General features: G+C 71.2%; 23 protein-coding genes and 1 riboswitch. Of the genes, 2 read left to right on the forward strand and 21 right to left on the reverse strand.

The annotated features are described in order from the left end of the window. The first annotated feature begins 66 nt into the window (after window positions 1-66). The gene (locus I4Q42_RS19245) at window positions 67-816 is read left to right on the forward strand and encodes an SDR family oxidoreductase (protein WP_198577710.1); all 750 of its coding nucleotides are present in this window, start codon (window positions 67-69) and stop codon (window positions 814-816) included. 26 nt (window positions 817-842) lie between these two features. On the opposite strand, the gene I4Q42_RS19250 is transcribed toward I4Q42_RS19245, so the two are convergent. From I4Q42_RS19250 to I4Q42_RS19320, 15 genes are all read right to left on the reverse strand, one after another. Beyond that, a complete protein-coding gene (locus I4Q42_RS19250) occupies window positions 843-2132 on the reverse strand; it encodes a Xaa-Pro dipeptidase (RefSeq protein WP_198577711.1) in 1290 nt (429 codons plus the stop codon). 91 nt (window positions 2133-2223) lie between these two features. Beyond that, on the reverse strand, window positions 2224-3060 hold the full coding sequence (locus I4Q42_RS19255; protein ID WP_232793300.1) for an alpha/beta fold hydrolase: 837 nt from the start codon (window positions 3058-3060) through the stop codon (window positions 2224-2226). 282 nt (window positions 3061-3342) lie between these two features. Further along, complete coding sequence (locus I4Q42_RS19260; RefSeq protein ID WP_198577713.1) at window positions 3343-4749, reverse strand: sensor histidine kinase; 1407 nt, start codon at window positions 4747-4749, stop codon at window positions 3343-3345. A 4-nt stretch (window positions 4750-4753) separates the two neighbouring features. Then, on the reverse strand, window positions 4754-5068 hold the full coding sequence (locus I4Q42_RS19265) for a type II toxin-antitoxin system RelE/ParE family toxin (protein WP_198577714.1): 315 nt from the start codon (window positions 5066-5068) through the stop codon (window positions 4754-4756). Then, window positions 5069-5296 (reverse strand): hypothetical protein, encoded by a 228-nt coding sequence (locus tag I4Q42_RS19270; protein WP_198577715.1) that lies wholly within the window; start codon window positions 5294-5296, stop codon window positions 5069-5071. A gap of 33 nt (window positions 5297-5329) precedes the next feature. Then, window positions 5330-6001 (reverse strand): response regulator transcription factor, encoded by a 672-nt coding sequence (locus I4Q42_RS19275; protein ID WP_198577716.1) that lies wholly within the window; start codon window positions 5999-6001, stop codon window positions 5330-5332. A gap of 185 nt (window positions 6002-6186) precedes the next feature. After that, window positions 6187-7764, reverse strand: a complete 1578-nt coding sequence (locus tag I4Q42_RS19280; protein ID WP_198577717.1) for a Do family serine endopeptidase — start codon at window positions 7762-7764, stop codon at window positions 6187-6189. 146 nt (window positions 7765-7910) lie between these two features. Next, entirely contained in the window at window positions 7911-8354 is a 444-nt protein-coding gene (locus I4Q42_RS19285; RefSeq protein ID WP_198577718.1) for a cytochrome c-type biogenesis protein, read from the reverse strand. Between the two features lie 116 nt (window positions 8355-8470). Next, window positions 8471-10465 (reverse strand): heme lyase CcmF/NrfE family subunit, encoded by a 1995-nt coding sequence (locus I4Q42_RS19290; RefSeq protein ID WP_198577719.1) that lies wholly within the window; start codon window positions 10463-10465, stop codon window positions 8471-8473. A gap of 160 nt (window positions 10466-10625) precedes the next feature. Continuing rightward, window positions 10626-11123: a cytochrome c maturation protein CcmE gene (ccmE, locus tag I4Q42_RS19295; RefSeq protein ID WP_198577720.1), complete on the reverse strand. Its 498-nt coding sequence runs from the start codon at window positions 11121-11123 to the stop codon at window positions 10626-10628. After that, window positions 11120-12241 carry a c-type cytochrome biogenesis protein CcmI gene (gene ccmI / locus I4Q42_RS19300; protein WP_198577721.1) on the reverse strand — a complete coding sequence of 374 codons (1122 nt, stop codon included), beginning with the start codon at window positions 12239-12241 and terminating at the stop codon, window positions 11120-11122. The genes ccmE and ccmI overlap by 4 nt, the downstream gene beginning before the upstream one ends. 90 nt (window positions 12242-12331) lie before the next feature. Then, window positions 12332-13666: a hypothetical protein gene (locus I4Q42_RS19305; protein WP_198577722.1), complete on the reverse strand. Its 1335-nt coding sequence runs from the start codon at window positions 13664-13666 to the stop codon at window positions 12332-12334. A gap of 171 nt (window positions 13667-13837) precedes the next feature. Beyond that, complete coding sequence (locus I4Q42_RS19310; protein WP_198577723.1) at window positions 13838-15235, reverse strand: sensor histidine kinase; 1398 nt, start codon at window positions 15233-15235, stop codon at window positions 13838-13840. 16 nt (window positions 15236-15251) lie between these two features. Then, window positions 15252-15929, reverse strand: a complete 678-nt coding sequence (locus tag I4Q42_RS19315; protein ID WP_198577724.1) for a response regulator transcription factor — start codon at window positions 15927-15929, stop codon at window positions 15252-15254. A 15-nt stretch (window positions 15930-15944) separates the two neighbouring features. Continuing rightward, the gene (locus I4Q42_RS19320; protein ID WP_058349335.1) at window positions 15945-16262 is read right to left on the reverse strand and encodes a PepSY domain-containing protein; all 318 of its coding nucleotides are present in this window, start codon (window positions 16260-16262) and stop codon (window positions 15945-15947) included. 168 nt (window positions 16263-16430) lie between these two features. Further along, a riboswitch (cobalamin riboswitch) is annotated at window positions 16431-16646 on the forward strand. Window positions 16647-16756: 110 nt separating this feature from the next. Here I4Q42_RS19320 and metE point away from each other — a divergent pair. Beyond that, the gene (metE, locus tag I4Q42_RS19325) at window positions 16757-19090 is read left to right on the forward strand and encodes a 5-methyltetrahydropteroyltriglutamate--homocysteine S-methyltransferase (RefSeq protein ID WP_198577725.1); all 2334 of its coding nucleotides are present in this window, start codon (window positions 16757-16759) and stop codon (window positions 19088-19090) included. 228 nt (window positions 19091-19318) lie between these two features. Here the strand turns inward: metE and I4Q42_RS19330 are convergent, their stop codons facing one another. The 6 genes from I4Q42_RS19330 to I4Q42_RS19355 form a co-directional block, all read right to left on the reverse strand. Next, a complete protein-coding gene (locus I4Q42_RS19330) occupies window positions 19319-19519 on the reverse strand; it encodes a hypothetical protein (RefSeq protein ID WP_198577726.1) in 201 nt (66 codons plus the stop codon). 98 nt (window positions 19520-19617) lie between these two features. After that, entirely contained in the window at window positions 19618-20532 is a 915-nt protein-coding gene (locus I4Q42_RS19335; protein ID WP_198577727.1) for a DnaJ C-terminal domain-containing protein, read from the reverse strand. A gap of 88 nt (window positions 20533-20620) precedes the next feature. Beyond that, on the reverse strand, window positions 20621-24364 hold the full coding sequence (locus I4Q42_RS19340) for a baseplate multidomain protein megatron (protein WP_198577728.1): 3744 nt from the start codon (window positions 24362-24364) through the stop codon (window positions 20621-20623). Continuing rightward, window positions 24364-24807 carry an NlpC/P60 family protein gene (locus tag I4Q42_RS19345; protein WP_198577729.1) on the reverse strand — a complete coding sequence of 148 codons (444 nt, stop codon included), beginning with the start codon at window positions 24805-24807 and terminating at the stop codon, window positions 24364-24366. Before I4Q42_RS19345 ends, I4Q42_RS19340 begins: the two co-directional genes overlap by 1 nt. Continuing rightward, on the reverse strand, window positions 24804-25454 hold the full coding sequence (locus I4Q42_RS19350) for a baseplate hub domain-containing protein (RefSeq protein WP_198577730.1): 651 nt from the start codon (window positions 25452-25454) through the stop codon (window positions 24804-24806). The genes I4Q42_RS19345 and I4Q42_RS19350 overlap by 4 nt, the downstream gene beginning before the upstream one ends. Then, window positions 25454-26089, reverse strand: coding sequence for a phage distal tail protein, Rcc01695 family (locus I4Q42_RS19355; RefSeq protein WP_198577731.1), 636 nt, complete (start codon window positions 26087-26089; stop codon window positions 25454-25456). Before I4Q42_RS19355 ends, I4Q42_RS19350 begins: the two co-directional genes overlap by 1 nt. Between the last annotated feature and the right edge of the window lie 65 nt (window positions 26090-26154).

A 26154-nucleotide genomic window follows, 5' to 3' on the forward strand; every position in this document is an offset into this window, starting at 1 on the left:
GCCCTAAATCACATCCCGTGACCGACGCGCGGTGCGCCGGCCCGTCTAACGGAAAGGTTCACTTCCATGTCCCGCCTCGCCAACAAGACCATCCTCGTCACCGGCGGCACCACCGGCATCGGCTTCGCCGCCGCTCAGCGCGCGCTTGAGGAAGGCGCCCGCGTCGCCATCACCGGCGCCAACGCCCAGCGCCTGGAAGAGGCCAAGGCCGCGCTCGGCGGCGACGTCCTGGCCATCCTCGCCGACGCGGGCGACGTCTCGGCCCAGGCCGATATCGCCAAGGCGATCCAGGCCCGGTTCGGCACGCTGGACGCCGTGTTCGTCAACGCCGGGATCGCGCCGTTCGGACCGCTGGAAAGCTGGACGGAGGAGACCTTCGACCGCGCCATCGGCGTCAACCTGAAAGGCCCCCTGTTCCTGATCCAGGCCCTGGCGCCGATCCTCGCCAACCCCGCCTCGATCGTGCTGAACGGCTCGATCAACGCCCACATCGGCATGCCGAACTCAAGCGTCTACGCCGCCAGCAAGGCCGGCCTGATCTCCCTGGCCCGGACGCTGTCGGGCGAGCTGATCGGGCGAGGCGTACGGGTCAATGTCGTCAGCCCCGGGCCGGTCTCGACGCCGCTCTACGGCAAGCTCGGCCTCGACCAGGCGTCGCTCGACGCGATGTCGTCCGGCATCTTGCAGAACCTGCCGGTCGGCCGCTTCGGCGAGCCCCGCGAGATCGCCGACGCCGTGGTGTTCCTCGCCTCGGACGAAAGCCGCTTCACCGTCGGCAGCGAGCTGATCATCGACGGCGGCATGAGCACGCTCTAGAGGCTGAGCAACGGTGCGGAAGCCCCCTACTTCCGCACCACCTGCCCGCCCTTCATCACGAACACCGGCTTCTCCAGCACCGTCACATCCGCCAGAGGGTCGCCCGACACTGCGATCAGGTCGGCGTAGTGGCCCGCCGTCGCCTGGCCCACGTCCTTTTCGCGGCCCAGGGCCTGTGCGGCGTTGACCGTGGCGGCCTGGATCGCCTGGAGCGGCGTCGCGCCATAGCGGACCATCACCGCGAACTGCTTGGCGTTGTCGCCGTGCGGATAGACCCCGGCGTCGGTGCCGTAGATCATCTTCACCCCGCCCTTCAGGGCCTTGCGGAAGTTCTCGCGCTGGACCTCGGCGATGTCGCGGTCCTTGCGCAGGTTGTCCTCCAGCACGCCGTTCTTGGCGCCCTCGGCCTGGGTGTAGTCGGTGTTGTAGATGTCCATCGAGAACCAGGCGCCCTTCTGGACGGCCAGCTTGATGCCCTCGTCGTCGACCAGGCTGGCGTGCTCGATGGTGTCGATCCCGGCGCGGATGGCGTCCTTGATGCCGGCCGCGCCGTGAGCGTGGGCGGCGACCTTGAGGCCGGCCATGTGGGCCTCGTCGGCCACGGCGGTCATCTCGGCCAGGGTCAGTTGCTGCTGGCCCGGCTCGTCGCCGTGCGAGAACACCCCGCCGGTGGCGCAGATCTTGATCACCTGGGCGCCGTACTTCTTCAGCGTCCGCACCGCCTTGCGGGCCTCGTCGGGGCTGTCGATGTTGTAGGGGGCCTTCTGGTCCATCGACGGCGGGAAGAAGGTGCTGTCGCAGTGGCCGCCGGTGGCCCCGATGGCGTAGGTGGCCGTCACCACGCGCGGCCCGGGCACGATCCCCTCATCGATGGCCTCGCGCAGGCCCACGTCGTTGAAGCGGTCGGCGCCGACATTGCGCACGGTGGTGAAGCCGGCGTTCAGGGTGGCCTTGGCGTTGGCGGTCTGGGTCACGCTCCAGAAGGCGTCGCTGAACTGCAGGCTGTTGTAGCCGCCATAGACCGGCGAAGCGTCCAGGTGCACGTGCATGTCGATCAGGCCCGGCAGCAGGGTCGCGCCCGGCAGGTCGACGCTCTCGGCGCCCTGCGGAATGGCCAGCTCGCCGGCCTTGCCGACGGCGGCGATGCGGCCGCCGATCACCAGCACCGCCGGCTTGTCGAGATAGCGGCCGGTGGCCACGTCCAGCAGCCGTGCGGCGGTGACCACCTTGGTGTCGGCCGCCTGGGCGAGGCCGCCCCCCAAGGTCGCGCCGAGCGCCAGGGCGACCGCCAGGGTCGAAATCGTCAGTCCACGCATCCGGTCGGCCTCGCTGATTTGCGGGATCGACGCTAGAGCGCGGCCGTGAACGTGGAAAGGGCGGACCGCTCGGCGGCCCGCCCCTTTTTCGTCAGGCCTTGAAGAAGGCCAGCAGGTCCGGATTGATGATCTCCGGATGGGTCGTGCACATGCCGTGCGGCAGGCCCTTGTAGGTCTTCAGCGTGCCCTTCTTGAGCAGCTTGGCCGAAAGCGGGGCGCTGTCGGCATAGGGCACGATCTGGTCGTCGTCGCCGTGCATGACCAGCACCGGCACGTCGGCCTTCTGGAGGTCCTCGGTGAAGTCGGTCTCCGAGAAGGCCTTGATGCAGTCGTAGTGGGCCTTGATGCTGCCCGCCATGCCCTGGCGCCACCAGTTCCAGATCACGCCCTGGTCGACCTTCGCGCCCGGACGGTTGTAGCCGTAGAACGGGCCGGCCGGCACGTCGAAGAAGAACTGGGCGCGGTTGGCGGCGGTGGCGGCGCGGAAACCGTCGAACACCTCCAGCGGCAGGCCGCCCGGGTTCTTGTCGCTCTTGACCATGATCGGCGGCACCGCGCCGATCAGCACGGCCTTGGCCACGCGGCCCGGCTTGGCGCGGGCGACATAGTGGATCACCTCGCCGCCGCCGGTCGAGTGGCCGACGTGGATGGCGTTCTTCAGGTCGAGGTGGTCGGTCAGGGCCGCGACGTCGGCGGCGTAGGTGTCCATCTCGTTGCCGGTGTCGGTCTGGCTCGACCGGCCGTGACCGCGACGGTCATGGGCGATGACCCGGAAGCCCTGGGCGTAGAAGAACATCATCTGGTTGTCCCAGTCGTCGGCCGTCAGCGGCCAGCCGTGGTGGAACACGACCGGCTGGGCGGTCTTGGGACCCCAGTCCTTGTAGTAGATCTGCGTGCCGTCCTTGGTGGTGACGTAACCGCTGCTCATGGTCTTGGCTCCGTGGGAGGAAAGGGTCGCGGCCGAGGCCGTGGCGAAGGGCGGCGCGACCGCGAAGGCCGCCAGGCCAAGGCCCACGGCCAGGACGTCCCGGCGCGAGGCGCCGTCGTCGGTGGAAGGATTGGTCATCGATCGCCCTCTGCGTTGAACCGCCGGAGGCGCGCGCGTCGCCGCGCCCCGAACGTGGCCGCAGACTGGCTCAGGGGACGCAAGCGGGCTTGAACGTATCGCGCTGCGGCTGGGACGAACGCGCTCAGACGTTCGGGATGGATCCTACTCGACCCGCGGCAACACCAGGGCCACGCGCAGGCCGGGGCCGACGCCGTTGTATTCGCCCGGCCCCTCGGCCAGCTCCAGCCGGCCGCCGTGCGAGGCGGCAACGGCCTGCACCAGCGACAGGCCAAGGCCCGCCCCCGGCTCGCTGCGGCTGTTCTCCAGGCGCACGAAGCGCTGGACGACGCGGGCGCGGTCTTCCTCGGGCACGCCGGGGCCGGTGTCGGTGACCGAGAACTCCAGCTCGCCCGACGAGCGCCGGCGCAGGCGCAGCATGATCGCACCGCCCTCGGGCGTATACTTGATGGCGTTGTCGAGCAGGTTGGCCAGGGCCTGGGCGATGAACTCGCGATTGCCGCGCAGGGTCAGGGCCGGGGTGACCTCGGCCTTGAAGTCCAGCCCCTTGTCCTCGCACGACAGCTCGTAGAGCTCGGCCATGTCGCCGGTCAGGTCGCTGGCGTCGAAGGTCGCCTGGTCGGGGGCCTGGCCGGCGGCCTGCAGGCGGGCGATGGCCAGGACGGCGTTGAAGGTCTTGAGCACGCCGTCGGCGTCCATCAGCGCCGTCTCCAGCGCCGCCACCGGATCGCCCTTGCCGTTCTCGGCGTCGATCAGGGCCACCTCCATGCGGGCGCGCAGGCGGGTCAGGGGCGAGCGCAGGTCGTGGGCGATGGCGTCGCCGGCGTGGCGCAGGCCGCCCATCAGCCGCTCGATGCGGTCGAGCATGTCGTTCAGGCCCTCAGCCAGCTCGTCATATTCGTCGCGGGCGCCGCGGATCTTGGCCCGGGCGTGCAGGTCGCCCGACCGCACCGCGTTCACGACGTCCACCAGCCCCTGCATGCTGCGCGAGACGTTGCGGCTGATCAGCACCCCGCCGGCCAGGCCCAGGATGATCACCAGAGCCCCAGCGCCCCACAGGGCCCGGACGATCTTCATCACATAGCCCTGGGACTCGGCGACGTCGGCCCCGACGAACAGGATCTCGCCGCCGGTCAGCCGCTCCTGCACGCCCCGCGCCGGCCGCCGCACGGTCGCGCCGTCCAGGTCGGTCTCGGTCAGGGTGAAGGTGTCCCAGCTGGGGCCCGTGCCGTTGAAATTGTCGAGCGGCGAGGCCTCGATCGAGCCGGTGATCTTCTTGCCGGCCTTGTCGGCCAGGAAATAGACGAAGGGCCGCTCGCCGATCGAGCGTTCGACCAGGGTCTGGTTCAGGGCGTTGATCCCGCCCTGGCGATAGGCCGCCTCCAGGCTCTCCATCTCGCGGGTGATCTCGGCGTCGGCGCGGCGGTCCACCTCGCCGGCGGTGGCGATGTAGATATAGCCGAGGAAGGCCGTCGCCGCCGCGGCGAACAGGGCCAGGAACAGCAGGGTCAGCCGGAACGGCGTGGATCGGACGAGGCGCGGCAGGCGCATGGGACTAGCTCTTCTTGCCCATCAGGGCGGCGGTGTCTTGGCGGCTGTCGAGGATGCGGACGATCCGAACGCCGGCCCCATCGGGCAGAGGACGATAGACGATCAGCCAGGGTCGAACCGAAAAGGCCCTGGGCTCGTTTGCGAAATCCGGACGAAGCCTCCCAAGCAACGGACGGCGGGCCAATCGGCTGAGAGCGGTTTCGATCCGGGCGACGACGGCTTCGGCGCGCTCCTGCCCGCCATTCGTGGCGATCCACACATAGAGAACACGAAGGTCCCGTCTCGCCTCCGCCGATCGAACGACCTGGAACCCGGCCATCTAGCCCTTGCGAAGCTTTGCGAACTTGGCGCGCAGGTCGCCCAGCATTTCGTCCGTATCCCAGGGCTCGGCCTTGCCTTCCGCGAACTCCCGATCCGCCTCGATGATCGACTCGTTGATGGCGTCTCGATTGCGGATGAGCCAGGCCTCCATCTCCTCCTCGGAGGGGATCGGGCCGAGGCCGTCATCGACCTCATCGTCCGGAACGGGCTGGGACGGCTTGTTCATGGCGCTCAGCCTAACACGGGCTCGGCGGGCCGCCTACGGATCGAGCCGGTAGCCCGCCCCGCGCACGGTCTGCAGCATGGCCCGGTCGAAGCCCTTGTCGATCTTTGATCGAAGACGAGAAACGTGCACGTCGATGACGTTGGTCTGCGGGTCGAAGTGGTATTCCCACACCTTCTCCAGCAGCATGGTGCGGGTCACCGACTGGCCGGCGTGGCGCATCATGAACTCCAGCAGCTGGAACTCGCGGGGCTGGAGGTCGATCTCCTTGCCCTGGCGGTGGACCGTGCGGTTGATGAGGTTCATCTCGAGCTCGCCGACCTTCAGGGTCGTGGCCACAGCGCCCGTCTCGCGGCGGCGCGACAGGGCCTCGACGCGGGCGATCAGCTCGGGGAAGGCGTAGGGCTTGACCAGGTAGTCGTCGGCGCCGGCCTTCAGGCCGTCGACGCGGTCGCCGACCTCGCCCAGGGCCGAGAGGAACAGCACCGGCGTCTGGTCGCCCTCGCGGCGCAGGGTCGAGACCACCTCGACGCCGTTCTTCTTGGGCATCATCCGGTCGACGATCAGCACGTCGAAGCCGCCCTTGCCGGCCTCGGTCAGGCCCGCCTCGCCGTCCGGCGCGTGGACGCACTGGTAGCCGGCCTCGGTCAGGCCATGGGACATGGCGCCGGCGGCCTGGAGATCGTCCTCGATAATCAGAATACGCATCAGCCAACCCCTCGTGCGCCGCCTGGGAACGATCGACGTTCTCCCGATTCTATCGACCGGCGCGATAGTTGGCGACTGGATACCGGCTCCGCGATCGTTCGTCCCTTAAACCTTGGTCACATACGAAAAATCCCGCCCCGGAGATTTCCGGGGCGGGATCAATCAGTCGGACTGCGAAGAGACGCTTACGGCGCGATCTTCAGCGGCACGATGGTCGGGCGGCCGGCGCGGACGATGCGCAGGTTGACGCTCGGGCGCTGCAGCTTCTTGGCGGCCTCGACCGCGGCGTTGACCTCGGCGACGGTCGTCACCGGCTCGCCGTTGACGCTGGTCACCACGTCGCCCTTGCGCAGGCCCTTCTCGCCGGCGTCGGACGCGGCCTTGACCCCGTCGATCAGCAGGCCCTTCACGGTCGGATCGACGCCGTTGGCCTTGCGGGCCGCGTCGTCCAGGGGCGACAGGCTCATGCCCAGGGCCTCGGCCTTGGGAGCGACCGGCTTGGCCGGGGCGGCCGGATCATTGCCGTCCTCGTTGTCGTTGTCGGCCAGTTCCTTCTCGGTCGGGCGCACGCCCGAACGGATCTCGACCGTACGGGGCTTGCCGCCGCGCAGGACGGCCAGCTTGATCACCTCGCCCGGACGGGCCTTGGCGACTTCGCGGGTCAGTTCCGAGCCGCTCTTGATGGCCACGCCGTTGACCGAGGTGACCACGTCTTCCGGCATCAGGCCGCCGCGCTGGGCGGGACCACCCGGGACCAGGTCGGCGACGATCGCGCCCTTGACGTCGGCCAGGCCTTGCGCCTCGGCCATCTCGCTGGTGAAGGGCTGGATCTGGGCGCCGATATAGCCGCGCACCACCTTGCCGCCGTTGATCAGCTGCTTGGCGGTGGCCTCGGCCACGTCGGCGGGGATGGCGAAGCCGATGCCCACCGAGCCGCCGGTCGGCGAGAAGATCGCCGTGTTGACGCCGATCACCCGGCCGTAGATGTCGAACGACGGACCGCCCGAGTTGCCGCGGTTGATGGGGGCGTCGATCTGGATGTAGTCGACGAACTGCGAGGAGCTGTCGCCCAGGTCGCGGCCATAGGCCGAGATGATGCCGGCCGTGGCGGTGCCGCCCAGGCCGAACGGGTTGCCGATGGTGATCACCCAGTCGCCGACCCGCGGACGGGCCTGGTTCTCGAAGTTCACGAACGGGAACGCCGCGCCCTTGGCCTTCGGGTCGATGACCTTGATCACCGCCAGGTCGGTGCTTTCGTCGCGGCCGACGATGGTGGCCTTCAGCTCGCGGCCGTCCTTCATGACGACGTTGATGCCGTCGGTGTCGGCGTCGGCCACCACGTGGTTGTTGGTGACGATGTAGCCGTCGGCCGAGATGAAGAAGCCCGAGCCCGAGGACTGCTGCTTGGGCGCCTGGGCGGCTTCGTCGCCGTCCTCGCCCGGCTTCTGGCCCTTGGGCACGATGTCGAACGGCAGGCCTTCCAGGCCCGGAATGCGCAGGCGCGCCTTCGGGTCGGCCTTCGAGGTCACGTCGATCTGCACGACGGCCGGCGAGACCTGCTCGAAGATGTCGGCGAAGGACAGCGGCGCGCCGGGCGGCGGGGCGAACATCGGGGCGGTGGCGGTCGACGCGCGCACCAGCTGCGGCGACTGCTCGGCCGCGCCGGCCGGCCCCATCCGCATGCCCACGCCCGCCAGGGCGGCGCAAGCCACGCCCGCCCCCGCGACGGCGCCAACAATGAATCCTGACTTCCGAGCAGCCATCTGTCGTCTTTCCTCAACCCGCGGCGCTCCGCGCCGGGTTCCGTCGAACAGAACCTAGTTGCATCAGCAATTCGTGCAACGGTTCCAGGATTATCTTTCCGTCACCCACGCGGCGCTTCTTGCGGCGTCATCGCGGCGCAATCGTGTCATTCGCCCCCAGGGACCTGCTTGAGCAGCCCCTTCAGCCGCGCTTCCTCCTCGACCGACAGCGCCTCGGGCGGCGCCTCCGCCGCACGGCGCCGCCGCAGCAGCGAGACCATCAGGCCGCCGCCGGCCAGCAGCACCGCCAGCGGCGTCAGCCACAGCACCGCGTTGCCGGCCGAGAACGGCGGCTTCAGCAGCACGAACTCGCCGTAGCGCTCGGTCAGAAACGCACGGATCTCGCCGTCGCTCCGGCCCTGCTTCACTTGGTCGCGCACCAGCACGCGCAGGTCGCGGGCGAGGTCGGCCTCCGAGTCGTCGATCGACTCGTTCTGGCAGACCAGGCACCGCACCTGCTTGAAGATTTCCCGCGCCCTGGCCTCCTGCCCCGGATCGGCCAGCCGCTCGGACGGGTCCGACGCCGCGGCCATGCAGGCGACTGCGGCCATCGCTACCGCGATCCCCCTCAGTCGCTTCGCGACAGCTCCCCCAGAGGGTGAGCATCTGCGGCCTAGATCCTCCCCCTCTGGGGGAGGTGGCCCGGAGGGCCGGAGGGGGTCAGCACTCACGCCCGCGCTCCCTTGGCTTTCCTGCCCACGGCCATCCGCAACCGACGGTCCGACAGCGACACCGCCCCGCCCAGCGCCATGACCAGCGGACCCAGGAAGATCAGCCGCACCCACGGGTTGACATAGGCCCGCACCAGCCAGGCCGGCTGGCCTTGCGGCCCCGCCCGGCGCTCGCCGATGACGATGTAGAGGTCGTCCAGCCCGCGCGGGCACAGGGCCACCTCCGAGGTCGTCTGGCCTCCGGTCGGGAAGAACCGCCGCTCCGGCTCGGCCGTGCAAACGAAACGTCCATTTGGGCTTCCGTCGCGCTTCTCGATCCGCACGATCCCGCGTTCGGCCAGGTAGTTGGGGCCGTCGATCGTGCCGACGTCGGTCAGGGTCATCACATAGGCGCCCAGCTCGATCTTGCCGCCGACGCTCAGCGCCTGGGCTGTCTCCAGCTTCCAGGCGGTCTCGAAGCTGGCGCCCAGCACGAACAGGCCCAGGCCCGCGTGGGCGATGGTCGCGCCCCAGGCGCCGCGCGGCAGGCCGCCGGCCCGGCGACGCACCTCGGCCCAGGGGGCGCGGAAGGCCTTGGTCCGCTCGGCCAGCTCGGCCAGGGTCCCGCCGATCAGCCAGAAGCCGATCACCAGGCCGAGGCTCGCCAACGCCTTGCGCGGCGTCACCACGGCGTAGGCGACCAGGCCCAGGATCGCGGCGATCAGCAGGGCCAGCCACAGCCGCCGCACCACCAGCCGCGCATCGCCGCGCTTCCAGGCCAACAGCGGTCCAGCCGGCAGAATGGCCATCGCGAGAACCAGAAGCGGCGTGAAGGTCAGGTTGAAGAACGGCGGCCCGACCGACACCGCCTCGCCGTCCATCGCCTCGCGGATCAGCGGGTACAGCGTGCCCAGCAGCACCGTCGCCGTCGCCGCCGACAGGATGATGTTGTTGAGCACGATGGCGCTCTCGCGGCTGACCGGCGCGAACAGGCCGCCGGCGTTCAGGCTCGGTGCGCGGATCGCGAACAGCAGGAAGCCAAAGCCCGCCGCGATCCCCATGATCGACAGCAGCAGCACGCCCCGCGTCGGATCCACGGCGAACGCGTGGACGCTGGTCAGTACGCCCGAGCGCACCAGGAACGCCCCCAGCATCGAAAAGCCGAAGGCGGCCAGGGCCAGGAACACCGTCCAGCCCGGCAGGGCGCCGCGCTTTTCCAACACGATGGCCGAGTGCAGCAAGGCCGCGCCGATCAGCCACGGCATGAAGCTGGCGTTCTCGACCGGATCCCAGAACCACCAGCCGCCCCAGCCCAGCTCGTAATAGGCCCAGAAGGCGCCCAGGGTGATGCCGACGGTCAGCAGGCTCCAGGCCGCCAGGGTCCAGGGCCGCACCCAGCGGGCGAAGGCCGCGTCGACCTTGCCCTCGATCAGGGCCGCCACCGCGAACGAGAACACCACCGAGAAGCCGACATAGCCGGCGTAGAGGAACGGCGGGTGCACGGCCAGGGCCCAGTCCTGCAGCAGCGGATTGAGCGAACGGCCCTCGACCGGCGGGTCCGGCAGGCGGGTCATGGGGTTCGAGGCGAAGACGGTGTAGGCCAGAAACAGCACGCCCAGCGCGCCCTGCATGGCGATGGCGTAGGCCCGCAGGCGCGGCGGCAGGCGCTCGCCGAATACCGCCACGGCCGCGCCATAGCCCGTCAGGACCAGGCACCACAGCAGCATCGAGCCCTCGTGGCTGCCCCAGGCCCCCGCCACCTTGTAGAGCAGCGGCTTGGCGGTGTGGGAGTTGGCCGCGACATTGGCCACCGAGAAGTCCGAGCCGACGAAGGCGTAGACGAGCGCCGCGAAGGCGCAGGCCAGGGCGACGAAGGCCCCCAGGGCCGCGCCGCGTCCCGCGCCCGCCAGCACGGCCGAGCGCCGCGCGCCGCCGACCGCGGACAGGCCGGTCTGGGCCACCGACAGGGCGAGCGCCAGGATCAGGGCGAAGGCGCCGAACTCAACGATCATTGGATGAGACCTCCCCTTCTCCCCTTGCGGGAGAAGGTGGCCCGCGAAGCGGGTCGGATGAGGGGTCGCGCGGACGGGGGAGCAAAACCCCTCATCCGTCGGCTATCGCCGCCACCTTCTCCCGCAAGGGGAGAAGGACCGCCCGATTGATGGGAAGCGTTCAAGGCTCCTTGCCTCCGGCGGCCCCGTACGCCGGCGCACCGCTTCCCTCGCCGCGCCACTCGCCCTGTTCCTTGATGGCCTTGGCCACCTCGCGCGGCATGTAGCGCTCGTCGTGCTTGGCCAGCACCTGCTTGGCGACGAAGACGCCGCTGTCGTCGAACGATCCGGACGCGACGATCCCCTGCCCCTCGCGGAACAGGTCGGGCAGGTCGCCCTGGTAGCGCACCTTGCTGGTCGCCCGCTGGTCGGCGACCACGAACTCCACCAGGCCGTCCGGATGCTTGACCACGCTGCCGGTTTGCACGAGGCCGCCCAGCTGCACCTTGCGGCCGGCCGGCACGCGGGCCTCCTGGGCCTGGGCGGGGGTGTAGAACAGCGAGATCGAGTCCCGCATGCCGTACAGGGCCAGGCCCACGGCCAGGGCGGCCACCGGCGCGATGGCCAGCAGCACGGTCAGGCGACGGCGCGCTTTGCGGGATTTGGGCAGGAAACTCATTGGACGGCCGTATTGGCGGGCGTGTCGGCGGCCTGGCGCAGGGCGGCCAGCACGCGGGGCTGGTCCTTGAACCGCGTCGACGCACTGGCCAGGGCCGCGTCGCGCCGGGCCGCATCGCCCAGCACCGCATAGGCGCGGACCAGCCGCACCCAGCCGTCGGGATCGTCCGGCGCGGCGGCCAGGCGCGCGGCCAGGCCCTCGACCATGCCCTGGATCATGTCGGGAGTGACGCCGCCCTCGGCGGCCGCCTGGACCTGCCCCGGCGCCGGCGCCTCGACCAGCCGTCCGGCCTTGGCCGTGCGGTCGATCTCGGCGGCCAGGATCGCGCGGCGCTCGTCGGCCGGCGGCAACGAGGCCAGCAGGGCGCGCCAGCCGGCCAGGCCCTCGTCCAGCTTGCCGTCGGCGATCAGGCCCTTGGACAGGTGATAGCGGGCGGAAAGGTCATTGGGGTCGCGCTTCAGCGCCTCGGCGAAGGCGGTGCGGGCGTCGGGCCCGACCTGGCCGTTGTCGCCGGCCACGAAGGTCTCGCCCAGGGCGGTCCACAGGTCGGCCCGCTGCGGCGCCAGGCTCACGGCTCTGCGCAGGGCCTCGCCGGCCCCGACCGCGTCGCCGCCGGCGATCCGGGCCAGGGCCAGGTTGCGATAGAGCTCGGGGTCGTTGGGGCGGGTCTTGGCCGCCTGTTCCAGCACCGCGGCGATGCGCGGCGGATCCAGCCTGGACGGATCGCTCGACCGCCACTCGGCCACCCGGCGGGCGAACGGCTGGTCCGGCGCGCCCGGCGATCCGATCAGCACGTACAGCGTCACAGCGGCCAGCGAGGCGATGGCGGCCGAAGCGACCACCGCGCGGCGCGCGCCATTCCCGTCCTGAGGCCAAGCCGCGTCGCCCTGGTCGGCGGCGGCCAGCAGCCGGCGGCCAGCCTCGGCCCGGGCCGACTTCAGCTCGCCCTGCGCCAGCAGGCCGCGCTCGGCCAGGTCGTCGATCTCGGAAAGCTGGCGGCGATGGACGGCCAGGTTCGGGTCGTCGCCGACCGGCGCGAGCCCGCGCGCGGCGCCCCGCAGCACCAGGGCGGCGGCGGCGGCGGACAATCCAGCGGCGCCAATCCAGAAAAATATCATGGCCAGAAACCGATCATGGATCGGTGTTAGCCGCAGACCACGCCGCGCGTCAGTGAAAAAAACCGCATAAGGCGCAGATTGCGCGCCGCGTCAGGCCGCCATCGCCGCGACGGCCCGGCGACGCACGATCTCGGCGGTCTTCTCGTCGCGGGTATGGGCGATGTAGCGGGCGGCGATCTCGAGATAGGCGCGGGCGATCTGCGGGTCGCCGCCCTCGGCCGTGCGGGCCACGTAGAGGCTGTCCTCGATATACTGGTCCAGCCGCTGGTTCAGCTTTTCCAGCACCTTGGTGCGGCTGGCGCCGTAGCCGGCCTGGGCCGCGCAGGGCCGCAGGTCCTCGACGAAGACCAGGGCCGCCGTGGCGCGGCGCACCAGGGCGTCGTCCGGGGCCTCTTCCAGCTTCGGCACGCCCTTGCCCCCGCCCATCTTGCCCATCATCGAGATCGGCCGCAGCGGCAGGGCCAGGCCCAGCTCCTTGTCGGCGGCGTTCATCCGCGTCTCGGCCGCCTGGGCCGCGGCCTGCTTGAACTTGGCGATGCGCTTGCCCCACGGGCCGTCCTTGGCCACGTCCACCGCCTGCTCGAATTCGGTCAGCTGGTTGGCGATGCGCTGGGCCGCCTGGGCCGCCTCGCGCCCCGCCGCCTCGCCGCCCGACAGGTCGAAGCTGCGCACCTGCTCGATGCTGGCCTCGATGTCGGCCAGCATCCGCTCGCCGAATTCCTTGACCTCCGACGAGGCCAGGTAGCGGTCGTTGGGACGGTCCATCACCGCCGAGATCACGCGCAGGATGCGCCAGGGCTCGGGCAGGTGGGCGGCCAGCATCTCGAACATCCGGGGACCGGCGTCGTCGCTGATGGCGCAGGCGTCACGATAGGCCAGGCGCGCGGCGGCGGCGCGCTCGCCGCTCATCCGGCTGACCCACTCCGACAGCCGCGGCAGGGCGTTGCGGACGATCACCGACAGGTCGAGATAATCGGCCAGCTCGTCGGCGTCGCACATGTCGGCGATCGCCGCATATTCGGGCCGCTCGGCCGCGCGCAGGCCGCGGGCGGCCATCTTGCACAGCTCGTTGAAGACGTCGGGGGCCCCGTTGTCGAGGTCCCAGGGATTGCAGCGCGCCGCGCCCTCGGCGACTTGGCGCGGGGCCTCGACCTTCAGCGCCTTCCACAGCAGGGCCAGGGCCCGGCGCGGGAACTGCGGCAGGTCCTCGGCCCGCGGCTGGCACAGCGGCGCGATCGGCGAAAGAATGGTGTTGCGGACGTAGCGGTCGGCGGTCTCGTCCTCGACCATGGCGCGCACGGTCGCCAGCGCCCCCTGCCCGCCCGCACTGGCGAGGGCCAGCTCGAGACTGCGCAGAGCCGCGTCGGGCGCGGTCTCGACCAGCGTCCGGAGGATCAGCAGTTTTTGCGCGGCGAGTGCGGGCATGGATCTCCGCCGGAACGGGGGGTCCTGGCAGCGTCAACCATGTTGCCAACGAGGTTAAGACTTTCCGAAACCGACGCTTTTTCAACGCTGGAACACGGGGCGAATGGTCGCGGGACGCTTCTCTCCACCTGTGCGACAGCGCGCTCACCCCCAGATCGCGCCAGGGTAGCGCTACCCCTCCGCGCGCGGCAGCCGCAGCACGACCCGCAGGCCGCCCAGGGGCGAATCGTCCAGCGTCACCGACCCGCCATAGGCCCGCGCCAGCTCGTCGACGATCGACAGGCCAAGGCCGGTGCCCGGCGTGTGCTCGTCCATCCGCTGGCCGCGCTTCAGGGCCTGGCCCCGCTGCTCGGCCGGAATGCCCGGGCCGTCGTCGTCGACGGTCAGCAGCATCTTGCCCTCGCCGTCGGCCTTGGCCTCGGCCCGGACCTTGCCCTTGGCCCACTTGCCGGCGTTTTCCATGACGTTACCGGCCAGCTCCAGGAAGTCCTGCCGCTCGCCCTGGAAGCACAGGTCTTCCGGACAGCGCCAGTCGATCTCCACACCCCGGCCGCCGGCCTTGTCCTGGAAGATCCGCTCCAGGGTCACGGCCAGCTCGTCGAGGATCGGCTCCACCGGCGTGCGCTCGCCGCTGGTCTGCGAGCGCGCCGCCGCCCGCGCCCGGCGCAGGTGGTGATCGACCTGCTCGCGCATGGTCTGAGCCTGGCGGTCGACGACGTCGGCCAGCGGGCCGGGCCGCTGGCTGGCCTCGGTCAGCATCACCGACAGCGGCGTCTTCAGGGCGTGGGCCAGGTTGCCGACATGGGTGCGCTGGCGTTCGACCACCTCCTGGTTATGGACCAGCAGGCCGTTCAGCTCGCCGGCCAGAGGCTCCAGCTCCTCGGGATAGGGCCCGACCAGCCGTTCGGCCTTGCCGCTGCGCACCCCGGCGATCTCGCGACGCAGGCGGAAGATCGGCTGCAACCCGAACCGCACCTGGAAGACGATGGCCACGATCAGGCCCGCTCCGAGCAACAGCAAGGCGAACGCCGTAATTCTTCCAAAGCGGTCGGCGTCGTCGTCGATCGGCGAACGGTCCTCGGCGGCGATGAACACCACCGGATCAGGATGCCCCGGCAGCCGCGTCAGGATCGCCGCCGCCCGCAGCGGCTTGTCCTGCGGCCCGCGCATGTCGAAATAGAGGGTCTTGCCCGGATCGGCGGTCAGCCGGTCGATCTGGGCGGTGGACAGCATCAGGTCGCTGTCGAACAACGAGCGCGAGCGCTCGATCGCCGAAAGCCCGCCGCCGCTCTTCTGGGCGAAGATCGCCCAGTAGCGGCCGGAATAGGCCCGGGTGGCGCGGATGTCGGTCAGGAACGGCGCCTTGACCACCCCGTCCTCCACCGTCGAGCCGGCATAGAGGTCGTCGGTCAGCACCGCCAGCGACTGGTCGAAGCGGCGGATGGCGGCGTCGCGGAACTGGGCGGTCAGGAAGGCCCCGGCCGCCAGCAGCACCACCAGCGTCCAGATCGCCGCCAGCAGCACCAGCCGCCGGACGAGCGAGCGCTTGCGGAAGTCGAGGAACATCAACGGCCCACGCGCGGGCTCACCCCGCGGTCTCGCCTTCCAGCGGGGTCAGGCGGTAGCCCAGGCCGCGCACCGTCTCGATACGGTCGGCGCCCAGCTTCTTGCGCAGCCGGCCGATGAACACCTCGATGGTGTTGCTGTCGCGGTCGAAATCCTGGTCGTACAGGTGCTCGACCAGCTCGGTGCGGCCAATCACCCGGCCCTGGTGCATCATCATGTAGTGCAGCAGGCGGTATTCCAGCGAGGTCAGGCGCAGCGGCTCGCCGTTGACGCTGGCCCGCGCCGCGCGCGGGTCCAGGCGCAGGCCGCCGCAGGTCAGGCTGGGCGCGGCGTGGCCGGCCGAGCGCCGCAGCAGCGCCCGCAGGCGCGCCAGCAGCTCCTCGGTGTGGAAGGGCTTGGTCAGGTAGTCGTCGGCCCCGGCGTCGAAGCCGGCGACCTTCTCGCTCCAGGCGCCGCGGGCGGTCAGGATCAGCACCGGCGTGGCGACATTGCCGCGCCGCCAGCGCTCCAGCACCGACACCCCGTCCACCTTGGGCAGGCCCAGGTCGAGGATCACCGCGTCATAGGGCTCGGTCTCGCCCAGGAACTGGGCCTCCTCGCCGTCGGCGGCGTGGTCGACCGCGTAGCCCGCGTCGCCGAGGGCCAGCTTCAGCTGGCGCGACAGGTCGGGATCGTCTTCGACGAGCAGGATGCGCATGTCTTTGTAAGCTCCTTAGCCGCCGCTGAGGATGCGGCCGCTCTCGGCGTCGACGATGAAGTCGATGCGGCGGCCGTCCGTGGTCGCCCAGCGGATGCGATAGTTGCGACCTTCCAGGCCCGCGTCGAGCAGGCGGCCGGGGGTGCGACGGGCGATATTGTCGATGACGGCGCTCAGCGGCACCAGGCGGCCCGACTGCACGCCGCCACGCGCCTGGTCCTGCCGGGCGCGCCAGTCGGCTCCCAGGGAGTCCGGGCCGCGCTGGGCCAGAGCCGCGCCCGGAAGGGCGGCGACGATGGCGGCTGCGGCGAGTATGGCGCGGATCGGCTTCATGTCGTCCGGTTTAGAGGGCCACGGCTGAATGGAGACTGAACGCGGGGTTTATGAACGGTGTGCGACGTCCTGTCACGGGCCAAGCCCCGAAGCGCGCGCCAGTCGATCACAATCGCAGATCACATAAAGAAATCTTTATGTCCCTGTTGACAACGATCACCACCCCCGGCTTGATAGGGGTGTCGTGGTCTGCGGGCGCTCACGCGCTCAAAGCTAAGAGGGAAGCCGGTGCGACACCGGCGCTGCCCCCGCAACTGTAAGCGGCGAGCGGCCGTCCGATACGTGTCACTGGTGCGCCGAACTCGACTCGGTGGCGCATCGGGAAGGCCAGGACGGCGGCGTTGACCCGCGAGCCAGGAGACCTGCCTCGGCAGATAACGTCCTCCGGCGGGGTGTCCGGTCTGGTCGCGAGCCTTCTGGCGCACGGCCCGTCCGCGCGCCCGCGCGCCTGCGTCCCGTCCAGCCTCCGTCATTATCGAGACAGAGGCTAAGAAATGACCGTCACCGTCGCCGCCCTCGGCTTTCCCCGCATCGGCCCGCAACGCCGCCTGAAGACCGCCCTCGAAACCCACTGGGCCGGCCGCCTCGACGCCGAAGGGCTGCGCACCGAAGCCGCCGCCCTGCGCGCCCTGGCCTGGCGCCGCCAGGCCGACCTGGGCGTCGACCACGTGCCCAGCAACGATTTCTCGCTCTACGACCACGTGCTCGACACCGCCGTCATGGTCGGCGCTATCCCTGAAACCTACGGCTGGACCGGCGGCTCCGTGGATCTGCCACTCTACTTCGCCATGGCGCGCGGCACACAAGGTCGCGAAACCTGCGACCACGGCTGTGCGCACGACGTCGGAACCGGCCTGCCGGCCCTGGAGATGACCAAGTGGTTCGACACCAACTACCACTATCTCGCGCCTGAACTGGTCCCCGGCCAGGCCTTCCAGCTCGACGCCTCCCGGCCGATCGACGCCTTCCTCGAGGCCAAGGCGCAAGGGATCCACACCCGCCCGGTGATCCTCGGCCCCGTCACCTTCCTCAAGCTCGCCAAGTCGAAGGTGAAGGACTTCCAGCCGCTGTCGCTGCTGTCGGCCCTGCTGCCGGTCTATGCGCAGCTGCTCCAGCGCCTGGCCGCCGCCGGCGCCGACTGGGTGCAGATCGACGAGCCCTGCCTGGCGCTGGACCTCACCGACTTCGAACGCGGCGAGATCCGCCGCGCCTACGGCGTCCTGGCCCACGCCGCCCCGCGGATCAGTATTCTTCTCGCCAGCTACTTCGGGACCTATGGCGACAATCTCGCCACCGCCGCCAACCTGCCGGTCGAGGGCCTGCACCTTGACCTCGTCCGCGCCCCGGGCGACCTCGACGCCGTCAAGGCCCTGGCCCGCGACAGTCTCGTCCTGTCGCTCGGCGTCATCGACGGCCGCAACGTCTGGCGCGCCGACCTCGAAGCCATCCTCGACCGCGTCGAGCCCGTCGTCGCCACGCGCGGCCCCGACCGGGTGATCCTGGCGCCGTCCTGCTCGCTGCTGCACACCCCGCTCGACCTCGCCATCGAGACCAGCCTCGATCCTGAAGTCAGCCAGTGGCTGGCCTTCGCCGTCCAGAAGCTGGAAGAGCTGTCAATCCTGGCCAAGGCCCTGAACCACGGCCGCGCCTCGGTGCGCGAGCAACTGGCCGCCTCCAGCGCCGCAGTCGCCGCCCGCCGCGCCTCGCCGCTGATCCACGACCCGGCCGTCCAGGCCCGCACCAAAGCCCTCACCCCGGCCGACGCCGAACGCGCCACGCCCTTCGCCGAGCGCATCGCCCTTCAGCAACAGCGCCTGGCCCTGCCGCCCCTGCCGACCACCACGATCGGCTCGTTCCCGCAAACCGCCGCCGTCCGCCAGGCCCGCGCCGCCCACGCCAAGGGCCAGCTGCCCGACGCCGACTACGAGGCCTTCCTGCGCGCCGAAACCGCCCGCGCCGTCGCCTGGCAGCAGGAGATCGGCCTCGACGTGCTGGTCCACGGCGAGTTCGAGCGCAACGACATGGTACAGTATTTCGGCGAGCGCCTGACCGGCTTCGCCTTCACCAGGCACGCCTGGGTGCAGTCCTACGGCTCGCGCTGCGTGCGCCCGCCGATCCTCTACGGCGACGTCTCGCGCCCCGCGCCGATGACGGTCGAGTGGTGGGCCTACGCCCAATCCCTCACCGACAAGCCGATGAAAGGCATGCTGACCGGCCCCGTCACCATCCTGCAGTGGTCCTTCGTCCGCGACGATATCCCGCGTTCGGAAACCTGCCGCCAGATCGCCCTGGCCGTCCGTGACGAGGTCGTCGACCTCGAAGCCGCCGGCGCGGCGATCATCCAGATCGACGAGGCCGCCCTGCGCGAAGGCCTGCCCCTGCGCCGCGGCGACTGGGACGGCTATCTGGCCTGGGCCGTCGAGGCCTTCCGCATCGCCGCCTCGGGCGTGGCGCCCCAAACCCAGGTCCACACCCACATGTGCTATTCGGAGTTCAACGACATCATCGCCGCCATCGGCGCCATGGACGCCGACGTCATCTCCATCGAGACCGCCCGCTCGAAGATGGAGCTGCTCGACGCCTTCGAGGCCTACGCCTACCCGGCCCAGATCGGCCCCGGCGTCTACGACATCCACGCCCCCCGCAGCCCCGGCGCCGCCGAGATGCTCGACCTGCTGGAGCGGGCGGGCCAACGCCTGTCGCCCAGCCAGCTGTGGGTCAACCCCGACTGCGGCCTGAAGACCCGACGCTGGGAGGAAGTGGAGCCGGCCCTGGCCAACATGGTCGCCGCGGCGAAGGCGGCGCGGGCGGCGTTGACAGGCGCCTGACGATCCCAAGAGGGCGCGCCGCAACGGCGCGTCCTCCCCTCCCGTCATTCCCGCCCTTGTGGCGGGAACCCCTCTGTCAGCCGCATGGGCAGGAGGGGCGGCGTGCTCAGCACGCCGCTTGCACCGTCATTGCAAACGGAAACAGGGGTTCCCGCCACAAGGGCGGGAATGACGGGAGATATTAGGAATGGCGGCTCGGGAAGATGCGCCTACGCGTTCAGCCCAGCCTCACGCCGAAATGTCGACCACGGTCCCTGTCAGCTCGCCGGTGGCCTGGGCCAGGGCCGTGCCGGCGGCCTGGGTCGCCTTGGCGTTGGTCTGGGCCACGGCCAGTTGCGTCAGGTCGACGATCGCCGCAGCGGCCTCGCCGCCGCCGGCCGGGCGCGGCGGGGCGTAGCGGACGACGGTGTTTGTTGCGGAAACCTGCACGGCGTCACACTCCAGAGACACCGCGCAATCTGGTCCGCAGGTCTTAACCAGGCCTGACCAGACAAGGTTAAGACCCGGCGCGCAATGACGCGCAGGCCCTACCGCCGCTTGGGCGTGTAGGGCTTCTGGTCCCGCCAGGCCTGGGCGAACTTTTCCAGGTCCTCGTCGATGGTCTCGGGCAGGGTCACGACCAGCCGGGCGTAGAGGTCGCCGCGCACGCCCTTGGCGTCCGACAGGCCCCGGCCCTTCAGCCGCAGCTTGGCGCCGCTGTTGGCGCCCTTGGGCACCGTCACGTTCACCGGGCCGTCCGGGGTCGGGGCCTCGACCTTGCCGCCCAGCACCGCGTCGGGCACCGAGACCGGCAGGTCCATGACCAGATGCTCGCCTTCGCGCCTGTAGATGGGATGCGGCTTGACCGCCAGCTCGATCAAGGCGTCGCCCGGACCGCCGCGCCCTTGGCTTCCCTGACCCTTCAAGCGAAGCGTCTGGCCTTCCTGGGCGCCGGCCGGGATGGTCACGTCGATGGTGCGGCCGTCCGAGAAGGCCACGCGCTTCTTGCCGCCTTTGATCGCCTCTTCCAGGTCGATGTCGAGCCGGGCGCGCACGTCGGCGCCCTTGGCCGAGAAGCCGCCGCCGAACCCGCCGCCGCCCGCGCCGCGATTGCGGCCGAGGATGTCGCCGAACAGGTCGTTGAGATCGACCTCCGGACCCTCGCCGCCGCCGCGCCCGAAGCCGCCGCCCCGGTTGAAGCCGCCACCGCCGCCGAATGGGCCGCCGCGCATGGTCTCGCGGCCGTCGGCGTCGATCTCGCCGGCGTCGAACTTCTTCTTCTTCTCGACGTCGCCGAGGATGTCGAAGGCGGCGCTGATCTGCTTGAAGCGGTCCTCGGCCTTCTTGTCCCCGGGATTGGTGTCGGGGTGGAACTGCTTGGCCAGCTTGCGGAAGGCCTTGCGGATCTCGTCCGCGCTCGCGCCGCGGGAAACGCCAAGCTCCAGATAGGGGTCGCGCGCCAAGGAAGGCCCTCGAAGGACTAGGGGATAAAGCCGAAGCCCCTCACTTAGGCCGTTCCGCGCCGGGCGCAAGCCAAATGTTGCATTAATATCACAGACCCGTTGCCGCAGGCGCGCCCCAGCCGCCGTTCGCGGCGCCCTGCGCCACCCGCGCCGACAACACAGCGGCCGGCCCGGACGGCAGGTCCGCCGCCCGCATCGCCGCCGTCCAAACGAACGCCGCCGTCGTCGTCTCCACCGTCCGGATCACCGTGACTCCATCAAGGATCTCCACCCGCCACAGCGCCTCGCCGACGGGAACCTCGCCCTCCCAGCCGTCGCCGCCGACCCGCGCCCGGGGAATCCACGACAGCCGCACGTCGCCGCCCGCCGTCTTGGCCCGCAGATGCGCCGGCGACCACGGCCGCAGGGCAAGCCCCCGCCACGTCGCCTCGACCTGCCGCATCGCCGCCCCCGAGGCCGGACCGCCGGCCGGCGCCGCCCGCCAGACCAGCGGCAGGCCGCGCTCCGACAACGCCAGCTCGGCCCGAACCAGCGCCGCATCGACCAGCACCACCTCCGCGCCGGCCGCGACCACCGCCGCCACGTCCGACCCGCCCTGCCCGCGCAGCAGGCCGCTCAGGGCGAAGCTGTCGACGCCCACCGCCTGCGCGTTCAGGAACTGCAAAAGCTCCCAGCCCTCGCCGTTTCGCACCGCAATCAGGTTCTCGCCGGCCAGCACGGCGGCCCGGCTGCGGCTCTGCGGAACCCCGCCCTCCAGTCGCACCACCAGCCGCGTCGCCCGATCGATCCGATGCAACGGCCCGGCCGGGAGGTCGCTCAGGGTCACCCCGACCACCGCCGGCGTCGCCGCATTGGCCCGCACCCGCAGGGCGTCCACCGCTGCGCCGACATGAACGTCGAAGGCCCGCCACGGCTGGGCCGAAACCGCCACCAGCGGCCGCGCGTCGTCCTCCGCTCCCGGCAGCGGCGGCAGGTCCAGCACCACCAGCGCTGGCGGCCCGGTCACCGACGCGGCCGGGGCCGGCGTCCAGTCGATATCGCCCGCCGCGCCCGCCTCGGGCAGGACCGGCAGCAGCCGCAGCCTCGGCCGCTCGTCCAGATCGACCCGCGCCACCCGCCAGGCCTCGCCGTCCAGGCTGAGACGATCCCCAGTCTGCCAGCGCAGGGCCGCCAGAGGCGCCAGGTGCACGATCCGCTCGCGGCGCACGGCCTCTTCGGCCGCAAGCCGCCGCTCGGCGACGATCCGGGCCTCGGCCGCCGTCAGCACCAGCGGCGCGTCGACGTCCAGGATCTCGCCCTCGGCGCTACCCCGCACGATCAGCGCCCCGGCCTGGTAATCTCGCGCCAGATCGACGAACCGAAGCCGCACCGCGCCGGCCGCAGCTTCCAGCCGCCGCGCGGCGCTGTCCGGCGCGTCGCGGTCCTCCGGCCAGGCCAGGTCGTCGCCCGCCAACATCCCCGCCGCCGGTCCCGAACGCGACACCAGCCGCACGCCGCCACCACGCTCCACCGCATCCAGCCCGAAGGCCTCGGTCAGCGGCGCCAGGGCGTCGCGCACGCGCATCGGCCGGTCGATCACATAGCCGGCGACCAGGCCCGAGGCCTCGCCCGGATCGATCTCGACCCCGCCCCTGGCGGCCACAGCCACGACCAGTTCGCCTACGGTCATCGCCCCGGCCCGGCCGTTCAGCCAGTGGCCCAGGCTCCAGTTCGGGGCGTCCGCCCACACGTCCGCCCGCGCCGGAAAGTCCGGAAACGGCCGCGCATCCCAGCACCAAACGCTGGCCTGCGCGATCATCGGCCCGCCATAGACCGGCGAGACCGGATTGGCGGCCGGATCGGCGATCCAGCCCAGCACCGCCTCCAGCGCCCGCCGCTGGCCCAGCTCGTCCCGCGTCCCGTCCGAAAACGGCGGCAGGGCGCTCTCGGCGCTCTTCTCATCGACGAACAGGTTCGGCGCATTGGCCCCCTTGTCCACCGCCCCGCAGCCGAACTCGATCAGCCGGATCGGCTTGGACTTCGGAACCCACGCCGTCGGCGTCGCCGCCCGCACCCCGCCCGGCCGGTCGTGATGCGCCCGGCTCCACCAGTTCAGCAGGTCCTTGGGCCGGAACACCCACGGCTCGCCATGGGCCCCGTCGGTGATCGGCGTGCGCGCCTGCGCCGTCCGCGCCGCCTCCGAGGCGTAGAACCAGTCATAGCCCTCGCCGCCCGTCAGCCCGTGGCGCAGATAGGCCAGGTCATGCGGCCCGCCCCAGCCGGCCAGGGCGTCGAGATGCCCCTCGCCGTCCCGCCAGTCGGCCAGCGGCGGATAGAAGTCGATCCCCACGAAGTCGATGTTCGCATCAGCCCACAGCGGGTCGAGATGGAAGTGCACGTCGCCCGAACCGTCGGCCGGCTGGCTGCCGAAATACTCGCTCCAGTCGGCGGCATAGCCGACCCGGGTCGCCGGACCGACCAGCGCCCGCACCTGCCCCGCCAGCGTCTTCAGCGCCGCCACCGCCGGAAAGCCCGCCGCGTCGCGCACCTTCGTCAGCCCGACCAGCTCCGAGCCGATCAGGAACCCGTCGACCCCGCCGGCCTGCGCCGCCAGCCCCGCATAGTGCAGCACGAACCGCGAAAAGCCCCAGGCTCCGCCGAAGAAGGCGCTCACCTGCGAAGCGGCCGCCGACGTCTTGTGGGGCGAGCCCGCCCGCCCCGGGGCCGGATGACAGGTGACCCGCCCCCGCCACGGATAGGCCGCCTGCCGCGCCCCGCCATGTGGATCGGGCAGGCCATTGCCCGCCGGCACGTCCATCAGCACGAACGGATAGAGCGTGACCGAAAACCCCCGCCGCTTCAGCTCGACGATCGCCTGCACCACCGCCGCGTCAGCCGGCGTGCCGCCATAGGCGACGCCGCCGCCACTCTGCGAGATCAGCCGCGCCCCGCCTCGATCGACGCCCGCGACCGACCAGGCCATCGGTTCGGTCGGCTTGTCGGCCCGCTCGATACCCGGCCGGATTTCGCACGATGCGCAGCGCAGGTCGGTCCCGAACCACGAGACCACCAGGTTCACGTGCTTCACCTTCGGCAGCTGCGCCTGCAGCTGGTCCAGCGACACCAGAAGATCGGCCCGCCCCTCGGCGTTGTTGAGGTTCTCGGCGCTGGTCCGCGTCAGGCCCGAGCGGGCCAGCACCACGTCGGTCGCCAGCACGAACTCCCCCGCCCCGGGGATCAGGCAGACGCTTTCCAGCCGGTCCTCCAGCGCTCCCCCGTCCCCGCCCGGCCGGCGGAACACCTCGAACGACAGCTGCGGCGGCCGCCCGCCAAAGCCGTCCAGCATCAGGTCCTCGAACACCACATAGGCCACGCCCCGGAAGGCCGGCGCGGCGTCCTCGCCCTCCACCGCCGCGATCAACGGATCGGGCGCCTGGTCCTCGGTTCCGCGATGCACCCGCATCGTCACCCCGTCCATGGCCAGCGCCTTGCCGTCGGCCCAGACCCGGCCGATCCCGTCGATCGTCCCCTCGCCCACGGCCAGGGCGAACGACAGGCTGTAGCCGTAGCTCCGCGTGCGCCCGGCCTTGCTTCCGCTGGTCGTGCGGTGTTCGCGAAAGCGCGCCGCCCAGATCACCTGACCGGACACCCGCGCCCGGCCGAACACGCACGGCATGGCCGCCCCCTCGGCCGCCGCCGTCAGCTTCAGCTCGGCGATGCGCGGCCCTGCCTGCCGAGCGGGGCCCAGCGAGGCGATCAGGCTCTGGTCGATCGCCGCCCCGATCGTCGCGCCGATGGCGCTACCCGTGGGGCCGAACTGCGAACCGGCCGCCTGCAGGATCATCTGGGCCATCAGACTTGCTCCGGAAAGGAAAAGGCGGCGACCAGCCGCGTGCGCCACCAGGGCCCCAGCCAGCTTTCGACGCAGGCCCTGCCCCAATAGGCGTGGATCATCCGCGCGCCTTCTCCGGAGAGAATGGCGCAGTGCTTGGCCGGAACCCCGCGCGCCATGCGGAAGGCCAGCACGTCGCCCGGCCGCGCCGCCCACGGATCGACCGCCGACAGCACGCCCGCCAGGCCGTCGAGCAGCGGCTCGCCACCACCCAGCTCCGCCCAGTCCGGGCGATAGGGCGGCGGCGCGATCTCGGCCCCGCCCAGCCCCCGCCACACCCCGCGCACCAGGCCCAGGCAGTCGCAGCCCACGCCCTTCAGGCTGGCCTGATGCTGATAGGGCGTGCCCAGCCAGCCCCGCGCCTCGGCCAGCACCCGATCGCTCATGGCGCCCCGGGCGCTCATCGCCGGCCGCCGTCGTTGAGCTCGCCCTCGACCGGATACAGCGTCAGGAAGTCCTCGCCCGGCAGGGTCGGAAAACCCCGGAAATTGACGCCGTTGGCGAACACCTCGCGACAGGTCGTCCAGCGCCGGTCGCAGGTCACGCCCGGAAGCGCCGCCAGGTCCACGCCGCAGCGGGCGTCGCCCAGCACCGCGTCGCAGGTCCGGGCATAGGTGCGCCCGACCACCCGCTCCAGCGCCGCCGCTGGCCCCTCCAGCTCGGCCGTGAAGGCCCCGCCCGTCCAGGCGATCCGCGCCACCCGCGCCCGCCACAGCTCGACGAACAGCTCCGGCGCCTCCCAGTCCACCCGCCGGCAGACCACCGCCGCCCCGTCATAGAGCCCGGCCTCGATGTCGGCCGCCGTAATCGCCGCGTCGTCGAAGGTCCCCAGGGCCGCCGCCAGGCCCGGCGCGAAACCCGCCTCGCCGTCGACCGCCCCGGCGCTCCAGCCGCTGGCCGCCTTGCAGGTCACGCCCTCGACCACCACGTCGCGGTCGTGGTCGGTAAAGCCCAGCGCCGCGCCGTCTGCCCGGGTCAGCACCCAGGCGTGGCACAAACTGGCCGCCCCGCTCTCGATGCGCTCGGCCAGCGCCGCCGGAACCGCGCGCATCAGACCCGCACCTCGACCAGCGACACCGCCCCCACCCGCGCCGCGCCGAACCCCTCCAGGGTCACGTCGATGCGGTCGAGATCGAAGCGCACCGGCGTGTCGAACAGGAAGCCGGCGGTCACCGCCGCCCCCGCCGCCGGGGCGCTGGCCAGGGTCACCAGCCCCGTATTGACGTCGACGGCGAAGGCCGCGGCCGTCAGCTCCACGCCGGCCACCGCCACCCGCACGCTGCCGGCCTGCGGCTTGGCGATCGGCCGCAGCACCGTCTCGGCGCCGCTGGCATAGGCCTTCACGAGCGCGAAGACCGTGCGCGTCCCGTCGCCCGTTCCCAGCGCCTGGTCGGCCGGGGCCGGCGTCGCCGAGGGCAGGCACGACTTGTAGTCGGTCGGATCCCGGAACCGAAAGCCGTGCAGCCGCCCGCCCCGCGCCTCGAAGAAGGCGACCAGCCTGGCCGCCTCGTCCAGGCTGCGCGTGGCCGTGCCGATCAGGTAGCGCCGCCGGCCCTGCGCCCAGGGGCTGGACCGCCGCTCGAAGCCCGAGGCCAGGCCGACCACCTCGGTCCGTCGCTCGACCCCGCTGGTCCCGCCGAAGGCCAGCCGGGTGGGCAGGCGTGTTTCATGGAAGGCGGCGCTCATGGGGAGCCTCCTTGACAGTCGGTCAAAATGTGAGTGATTACTTACTTGCGCTATGCGAGAAACCG

It is taken from the genome of Caulobacter hibisci (assembly GCF_016135805.1).
Taxonomy (GTDB): domain Bacteria; phylum Pseudomonadota; class Alphaproteobacteria; order Caulobacterales; family Caulobacteraceae; genus Caulobacter; species Caulobacter hibisci.